6 protein-coding genes are annotated in these 7,365 nt (G+C 52.7%); 1 reads left to right on the top strand and 5 read right to left on the bottom strand.

What is annotated here, in order from left to right:
- Positions 1 to 19 precede the first annotated feature (19 nt).
- The gene (locus tag EA408_12695) at positions 20 to 700 is read right to left on the bottom strand and encodes an ABC transporter ATP-binding protein (protein ID TVR69384.1); all 681 of its coding nucleotides are present in this window, start codon (positions 698 to 700) and stop codon (positions 20 to 22) included.
- 166 nt (positions 701 to 866) lie between these two features.
- Here EA408_12695 and EA408_12690 point away from each other — a divergent pair, with 166 nt between their 5' ends.
- Positions 867 to 2,318: a sodium/proline symporter gene (locus tag EA408_12690; protein ID TVR69383.1), complete on the top strand. Its 1,452-nt coding sequence runs from the start codon at positions 867 to 869 to the stop codon at positions 2,316 to 2,318.
- A 183-nt stretch (positions 2,319 to 2,501) separates the two neighbouring features.
- Here the strand turns inward: EA408_12690 and EA408_12685 are convergent, their stop codons facing one another.
- The 4 genes from EA408_12685 to EA408_12670 form a co-directional block, all read right to left on the bottom strand.
- Entirely contained in the window at positions 2,502 to 3,788 is a 1,287-nt protein-coding gene (locus EA408_12685) for a glycosyltransferase (GenBank protein TVR69382.1), read from the bottom strand.
- A gap of 102 nt (positions 3,789 to 3,890) precedes the next feature.
- A complete protein-coding gene (locus EA408_12680; protein ID TVR69381.1) occupies positions 3,891 to 5,045 on the bottom strand; it encodes a hypothetical protein in 1,155 nt (384 codons plus the stop codon).
- A gap of 118 nt (positions 5,046 to 5,163) precedes the next feature.
- On the bottom strand, positions 5,164 to 6,744 hold the full coding sequence (locus EA408_12675) for a hypothetical protein (protein ID TVR69380.1): 1,581 nt from the start codon (positions 6,742 to 6,744) through the stop codon (positions 5,164 to 5,166).
- Positions 6,745 to 6,747: 3 nt separating this feature from the next.
- Positions 6,748 to 7,365, bottom strand: a 618-nt coding sequence (locus EA408_12670; GenBank protein ID TVR69379.1) for a 4Fe-4S dicluster domain-containing protein, incomplete at its 5' end; no start/stop codon positions are given.

The following is a 7,365-nucleotide window of genomic DNA, read 5'->3' as shown; positions in this document are numbered from 1 at the left end:
GCTGTTTCGTAAGCGCTGATCACTGTGCCTCCTCCAGCCTGCCGTCTTTGAGGTTGTATATCCTGTCCATTCGCGATGCTATCTCCATGGAGTGCGTTACCACGATCATTCCCAGGTTCTCTTTTTCGCCCAGCCGGATCAGCAGCTTTGTCAGCATCTCCGCATTTTCGCTGTCGAGCGACCCGGTCGGCTCATCTGCCAGCAGCAGCGAAGGGCCGTTTACCAGCGCCCTTACCACGGCTGTGCGCTGGCACTCGCCACCGGACAGCTCGCCGGGCTTCTGGTGCCTTATATCCCACAAACCAGTTTCCCGGAGCAGCTCTTCAGCCCGTCTGTAGATATCTTTTTTGTCGCCGTTAACAGGGAGAGCCGGTATCAGCACGTTTTCCCACAGCGTGAGCTGGGGCAGCAGGTGGTGAAACTGGAACACGAACCCTACCTCCCGGTTCCTGAAGCCGGCCAGCTCTGCCGTATCCATCCCCGAAAGGGATCTCTCCTTAAAAAATATCTCTCCCTTATCGGGGAAGTCAAGGGTGCCTGCCAGGTTCAGCAGGGTAGTCTTGCCTGATCCGGAGGGGCCGGCAATGGCTATCTTTTCGCCCTGCCGCAGGGAAAGGCCTGCACCGCGCAGCACCTCGCGCAGCGTTTTCCCGTAACGGCTTTTAAATGATTTTGAAACATCCTCTATTTCGAGCAGCATCAGTTTTCTGATTTAGGGTTTCCGGCGACGCCGGGCCGGCATGTGCGGTTTGCGGAGTGCACGACCGGTATAGTGTAAAAATAGTCAATTACCTTGTATTCTTGGAAAAGCTTAACAGATTTTATAATTTGCCATCCGGTATGTTGAGATAATTAAAAGGCTTGTTATGGCTGAAGATATTTATGATAAGCTGAGCGATCCGCTGGCGCTCACCATCTTTATAATAACACTGTTAATACCGGTTGCCGTCGGGCTCCTTGCCATGCTGCGCACCCGCAGCCAGTCCGATTTCTTTATTGGCGGAAGGACCATGAGTGCTTTTGTCGTCGGACTCTCGGCCGTGTCGTCGGGCCGGTCTTCGTGGCTGGTGCTCGGGGTGAGCGGGATGGCCTATGTTTCGGGTGTAGGCGCTATCTGGGCCATAGTGGGTTATACCATGGTAGAGGCATGGCAGTTCATATACCTGGGCCGGAGGCTGAGGAAAGAGACACAGAGATATGATTCTATCACCCTGCTCGACTATTTTGAATCGAGGTTTAATGATAAGACCAGGCTGCTGCGCATTACCGGGGTTGTTATCATGATAATCTTCATCACGGCATATGTGGCCGCGCAGTTCAATGCCGGGGCCAAGTCGCTCTCCACGGCAATGGACATGCCGCTGGCTCTTTCGCTTGTCATATCGGGACTGCTGGTGATGATCTATATGGTGCTCGGGGGTTATGTGGCCGTGGCATACAATGATGTGGTGAGGGCTCTTATAATGCTCGTGGGGCTCGTGGTGCTGCCGGTAGTGGGGATCGTTAATATAGGCGGGATTGGGATTTTACGGGAGATGCTCATGGGCCTGAGCCCCGCTCACCTGGACCTGTTCTCGCTGGGCGCCGGTGTTATCATCGGGTTCATAGGGATCGGACTGGGTTCGCCCGGACAGCCCCATATGGTGATAAGGTACATGTCGATCAAGGACCCCGTGCAGCTTAAATATTCGGCCATATTCGGCACCTGCTGGAACATTATCCTGGGTATCGGGGCGGTGAGCATCGGACTTGTCGGGCGTCTGCTTGTGCCGGAGATCAGCCGCCTGCCCGATGAGGACCCTGAGATGATATACCTGGTGCTCTCTTCGGGTTACTTCGGGCCTGTACTGTACGGACTGCTTGTGGGAGGGGTGTTTGCCGCTATTCTCTCAACGGCCGACTCCCAGCTCCTGGTCGTGGCATCGACCTTTGCAAGGGATCTTTACGAAAAGGTTATTGCCCGGAAAAGGCAGATTGATGAGAAGCGGAAAATGTACCTGAGCAGGGCGGTTGTCATACTTTCCGGCATTCTTGCGCTTATGCTTGCATGGGTTGCAGAGGACCTGGTTTTCTGGCTGGTGCTTTTTGCGTGGGGGGGACTGGGTGCAGCGTTCGGGCCTGCGCTTGTCATGTCGCTTTTCTGGAAGGGGGCTACCAGGGAAGGAATTGCCGCCGGCATGATCGGGGGCGCGGCTATCTGCATTGGCTGGTACCTGCTGTTCAAGGAGCAGACCGGCGTCTATGAGCTGATCCCTGCCTTTCCCGGCGCCGTCATACTTATCGTGGTGGTCAGCCTGCTGACACGAAGGAGAGGTTAAGGCCGGGCATACTGAGGTTAATAATCCTGTTTGTGAGTTTATATATAATTCTGGCAAAAGGCTTGTTGTCAATTCAAAGCCCTGTATTCATCGGGAGTGTCACCAAGTGAATACAGGTCGATGAATAAAAAAACTCATACCGGAAAGCCGACATGTGGTAAATGCAGTTGCCGTTAACATATGCTATTTTGTCATTTCCTGGTAAATGTCAACCAGTTTGGCAGCCTGGATGTTGATGTTGAATTTTTCTTCGACCCCATTCCGGGCTTTCAGGCTCATCTCCTCAAGCAGCTTCTTGTCGCCGAGCACTTTTTCAAGTGCTGCGGCCAGCTTCTGTGGTGTATTTTCTCCACATATCAATCCCCCGCCGCTTGATTCAATTATCTCAGGGAAGGCTCCCAGGTGGGGCTGAACCACAGGTATGCCGCTTGCCATTGCTTCGGTAAGGTAGATTCCGAAGGCCTCGCCGTTACGCACCGGGACCGACAGAACCGATACACGCTCGAAAAAGATGTGCCTGTGCTCATTTTCAAAGTTTTCCAGGAAGATAACATCATTGCCCACACCGGCTTCTATGATCTTCTTTTTCTGCTTTTTAATATACTGGTGGTCATCGCCGGTGTGCCCGCCGCTCACATAGAGCCTTACGTCATGGTTCTTCATGTCATTTTTCAGCAGGATAAAGGCATCAACCAGTATATCAAGTCCGTTACACTCATTCATGCGTGAGAGGAATCCGATGGACCGCTCTTTTTCTGCCGAATTGATGAAGGTGTAGTCGCCGGGATCAACACCAAGGTGCAGCGTATGGACTTTGGTGTCATCAAGGCTCATCTTTTCCTTCATAAGTCCGGTAAAGTAATGGCTTACCGATACAAAAGCGGCAACATCACCGGCTTTTTCACTCATCAGTTTCCATACTGCTTCGCGGCTGGCCTCCGACATTACATCGACCCATACATCCTCATCCTGGAGCGAGCATACCACCGGCACGCCGAGGCGACTTTTCAGCCTTCCCGCAAGTCCCAGTAACAACGCATTCGAGAGGTGGATCACATCAGGCCTGTAATGCTCTTCCATCCACCGTATCATCTTCTCGAGCTCCTCTGCCTGGTCACCGTGCTCGCCCAGCAGCATCGAGATGGTCATCTCCTCAAGTCCCTTTGCGCGTGTTGACCCTGCCATCCTGGCTGCCTGTTTAAGCACCGGCCTGGTGTTCAGCATGCTGTCAACCCACTTAGGCGCTTTTTTAAAGAAAGGGTAGTTTTGTTTCAGGTAGAGGCTCACCGCCCCGTAGAAGACCGGTACATCTTCATTGTTAATATCATGGCTGAACAGGGGCAGGTACATGGGGACTTTAAGCACATCATGCCCCAGCTTTTTTATTGAGCTGTAATATTTGCTGTCGCGCAGGCAGTTACCGCAGTAAAAACTTCCTCCTGATCCTGGTATTATGTGAACTATCTTCATTATTACTTATTTAGCTTTAACGGTCAGATGCTATGGCCGGCCGCCTAAGTTTCTGGTTATTTTTTTGTGTATAATCTTGTTCAATGTTGTAATTCAATGGATTTAGTTGCCAAAGCACCACACCGTGCCGTCGTTTGTCCCCAGCACGATCCGGTTTCCTGATATCGCGGGACTGCCCGATACCGCGCTTCCCGTTTCAAACATCCACAGCCTTCTGCCGGTATTGATGTCGAGAAGCATAATGTCTCCCCGCATGTTGGCGACAAGCACCTGCCTGCCGTCGGTAACCGCCGACGATTCGACCCTGCTTCCCGTGTTTGTCCGCCACTGAACCTCGCCCGTCTTTTTATCAAGGCTGTAGACAAATCTGTCCCTGTTCCCGATTATGATCCTGTCGCCATGTATTGCCGGGGAGGCGACGAAGGGAAGCTGCCTCTCCTCATCGGTCCATCTCCAGAGGATATCCCCACTCAGGTAGTTCACGGCGCTGAAGACCCCGTCGTAATCGCCTATATAGGCAATACCTTCTTCAAGTGCCGGGGAGCCTGCCACGTAGCTGGCTATCTCAATCTCGGGCAGCCCGTCGCCCCTGCGCAGGTCCACCCTGTGGAGATAGCCGTCGCAACCACCGAACACTGCCAGGTCGTTCTCTATTGCCACGGCGGAATGGAGGTAGTTGTACAGTTCATATTTCCATATGGAGCTGCCTGTTTCGGGATCGATGGCGTGCAGGTAGTAGTCGTAGCTTCCTACCAGCAGTATGTCCCGTGTACCGTCTGACCAGATATTGGGGGCCGCCGATACCTGGTTATCAGTTTTATATTCCCATATAAGATTTCCGTTATCCAGGTCCAGGCAGAAGATGGAACCCTGCAGGTTACCTATATATACCCTGTTATTGTAAATCAGGGCAGGGGCCTCGATGGTGTTGCCGGTTTCGTATTGCCAGATAAGCTTGCCGTCAATAGTGAGGCAGTAGACCATACCGTTTCCCGAGCCAATGACAATCCTGGAGTTGGAAATGACAGGGGAGGATTTGAGGTCGAATCCTGCATCGAAGGTCCACAATGTTTGGGGACTGGAGGGGATCGGACTCTCTGTTGTGCCCGTGAGCCGTGCATTGCCCCTGTAATTTTTCCAGTCGCCGTCATCCTGCTGTGCCTGCAGCGGAGTCATGCCCGTGGCTGTCAATATAATAATGACGATCAATATCGGGTAATATCGTTGGCTGAGCTGGTTGATATGGTTATTGTTCATTACGCAAGTGTTTAATAGTTTGTCCAGGATTTTGCATCTTTATCAGGCAAGTTAATGAAGTTAATAATCAATTAATTACGTTTGTCAGGTAATTCATATTCTTTTTGTTTACTTTAGCTCATGTGGCTTTAATATCCCGGCTTTTTGAACTTTCGCCGGCCTTGAGTGCGATGGCCCCGGTGGGGCAGGCTCCTGCCAGTATGGAGCCGGCTTTTTTAATTGCGTCTTTGATGTTTTCGTCAAAAGGCACTGCTATCTCTACATCATATCCCCTTCCTATGTATGTTAATCCGGGCCTCTCGTGATATTTAGCGGCAAGCCTGACACATATGCCGCACCTGATGCATTTGCCCGGTTCAAACACAACAGTGTCATGGCCTGTTGTCTTTTTGACCGGTTTTCTCTCTTCGAGGTTGAACCTCCTCTGCGAGGCCCCGTACATTTGGGCCATGCTTCTCAGTATGCATCCTGAAGGCTTCAGGCATTCGCAATGCATGCAGCGTAATGCCTCACGGGCCGCCTCAGCGGCGGTAAATCCCCCGCTGTCCTTATCCGCCGCCTCAACCCTTTTTGTCGCTGAGATGCCGTTCATATAAACCGGAAACTCTGTTTCGCGCAGCCGGCCAATTCGCGAGTTGAATGGTTTTGGTTCTCCCTCAGGCTCAGACCCTGTAAGGAACTGTTCAATGCTGAAGGCCACCTCCTTGCCCTGGGCAGCCGACCTGATGGCAAGCCTGGTGCTGCGGTTGACATTCCCGATTGCAAAGACATTCGGGATACTTGTCCGGTAGCTCTGTTTGTCGACTGTCACCTGCTTACCGTTATTTGCGAGGCCCCAGTTGCCGATCTCTTCAGTGAAATTGCCGGTAGCAACCACCACGGCATCATATTCCTTCACTATCTTATCAAAACGGACTTTATCCACTTTGGTGCCGGGATGGTACTCCACACCGGAATCGATGATAAACCCGGTTTCCCTGTCGAGCACTTCCCTGTCGAGAGTCTTTTCGCCGATCTCGTATCTCAGGGCGCCTCCAGGTTGGGGATTGCTGTCGAACAGGGTGCAGCCAAACCCTTTTACCTGTAAATACCAGACGGCCGAAAGTCCCGCGACGCCCGCTCCAATGACGGCAATCCTGCCCTCTTTTGGCGGTGCCTGCCTTACCTCAATATTGCCCTCATCGCCGGCGAACTGTTTGAGAACGCATATTGAGACCGGCTCGTCAACACCCTTGCGGTGGCATGCCCCTTCGCAGGGAGCCGGACAGATCCTGCCGAGGACCGACGGCATTGCAATATCTTTCATTACAACCTCTAGCGCCTTGTTCGCATCACCCTCTGCAAGGAACCGGTTCATAAGCGGGATGTCCATATTGGCGGGGCAGGCAATGCGGCACGGCGCTTCACAATCCCCTGCATGCTCAGACAGCAGCAGTTCGATGGCCGTTTTTCTTGCCTCCTGTATCTGCTGGTCATCGGTTGTTATTTCCATTCCTTCTGCAGCCAGGGCTGAGCAGGATGGGATCAGCGAGGATGAGTTTTGTTCTTTTACTACGCACACCATGCAGGAGGCGAAATGGCCGGCATCGCTGTTATAGCACATTGCCGGGATCTCAATACCCTCGCGTGCAGCCGCTTCGAGGACGGTCATTCCCTTTTTTGCCTCAATCTCCCTGTTATTTATCCTGAGCTTAATCATCTGTTACTTTACCTTAACTGCACCTGAGGGGCAGGCTTCCCTGCATATGTCGCATCTTGTGCATTCCTGTTTATCTATTTCATGCTTTTCATGCGGCCTGAATTCTATTGCATCGACCGGGCACTTCTGCGCACATATGGTGCAGCCTATACATTCGTCGTCGACATAATATGTAATCAAATCCTTGCACTTACCCGTAGGGCACCTGCCTTCAAGGTGCGCCTCATACTCGTCGCGGAAATACCTGATGGTTGAAAGCACCGGGTTAGGTGCCGTCTTGCCGAGCCCGCACAAGCTTCCCGCCTTGACTTGCACGGCCAGGGTCTCCAGCTCATCCAGCTCGCCGGACTTAGCCTTTCCGCTGCAAAGCCTGTCGAGGATGTTCAGCATCCTGCGGGTGCCGACCCTGCAGAAGGTGCATTTGCCGCAGGACTCTGATTGGGTGAATGAGAGGAAGTACCTTGCCATATCCACCATGCAGTCGCCGCTGTCGAGCACCACCAGTCCCCCGCTCCCCATCATTGCCCCTGCATCGATAAGCGATTCAAAATCGACCGGGGTGTCGGACAGGTAGTGTGGTACGCAGCCGCCCGACGGGCCGCCTATCTGCACCGCCTTGAA

The organism is Marinilabiliales bacterium, assembly GCA_007695015.1.
Taxonomy (GTDB): Bacteria; Bacteroidota; Bacteroidia; order Bacteroidales; family PUMT01; genus PXAP01.
The sequence above is the reverse complement of the archived record's forward strand: the minus strand, read 5'-3'. Positions and strand labels throughout refer to the sequence as shown.